The 1,021-nt window shown below is 72.4% G+C and carries 2 protein-coding genes; both read right to left on the bottom strand.

Features of this window, described 5'->3' with window-relative positions; all coding sequences use genetic code 11:
* Positions 1 to 50: 50 nt before the first annotated feature.
* Positions 51 to 410 (bottom strand): DUF3099 domain-containing protein, encoded by a 360-nt coding sequence (locus tag NQ160_RS20825; protein ID WP_257516993.1) that lies wholly within the window; start codon positions 408 to 410, stop codon positions 51 to 53.
* A 43-nt stretch (positions 411 to 453) separates the two neighbouring features.
* The coding region (locus tag NQ160_RS20820; protein ID WP_257516992.1) for a DUF4190 domain-containing protein at positions 454 to 1,021 on the bottom strand (568 nt) is incomplete at its 5' end.

Here is a 1,021-nt window from a genome sequence, read left to right as displayed (position 1 = left end):
CAGCCACTGTGCGTCGGCATGGCAGCCTGCGCGCGAGCAGATGGTCTCGTTCACGTCGGTTCTCCGGGGGCAGGCGGACGCTGTTCGTCCAGGCGGATCACCGTCGGTCGGGATGGCGACGGTGGAGGCGTCGGCGCGGTGCTGGTCAGAGCGCGACCGGGGTTCTCCGGCGCCGTCGGGCGGGTGTCCTTGCCGACGTTCGCGAGCACCACGGCGATGTACGGAAGCACGATCGCACCGACCGCGAACACCGCGGTGTACCAGCCGTACGGGGTGACGACGACCATCAGCACGAAGCACGCGACGCGCACGCCCATCGTGATGAAATAGTTGGTCATCCGCGACGCTGCCTCGTCGCGCGGCGCGGCGGGAAGCGAGGTCGCAGTCTGCGCTCTGGTGGACTTCTTCACGGTCCCTCCAGCCTACGCCGCCTGGCGCAGGCTGGAGCCGGTGTCAGTACGTGCTGGCGAGCGAGCCGACGCTGGCGATCCAGATGACCGCGAAGAGCGCGAGGAGGAGCACGACCAGGCCGATGCCGACCCACCCGACGATGGTGCCGGCCAGTGCCATGCCGCGGCCCTTCTCACCCGACTTCGGGATCTGGCGCAGCGCGAGGTGGCCGAGGATCGCGCCGGCGATGGAGCCGACGATCGGCAGGATGCCGATGAAGCCGAGGATGCTGCTCACGAGGGACAGGATGGCGAGCAGGTTGGTCTTCGGCTCGGCGTAGCCGTAGGCGCCGGCGTAGGGGGCCTGGCCGTACGGCGCGGGGGGAGCCGACGGGTAGGCGGGAGGGCTGTACGAGGGCTGCTCGGTGCCTGCCTGGCCGTAGGGCGCCGGCGCGGCGTACGGCGGCTGCGCGGGCGGTGCCGCGTAGGGCTGCTGCGCCGGCGGCGCGGCGTACGGGGCACCCGCGGGCGGGGGGCTGTAGGCGGGCGGCGGCGTGTAAGCCGGCGCGGTGTACGGGGGAGGGGTCGGCGCTGCCGGCTCGTTGCTCTCGCCGGCCGGGGGTGTGTTGTCG

It is taken from the genome of Microbacterium sp. zg.Y909, from assembly GCF_024626565.1.
The sequence above is the reverse complement of the archived record's forward strand: the minus strand, read 5'-3'. Positions and strand labels throughout refer to the sequence as shown.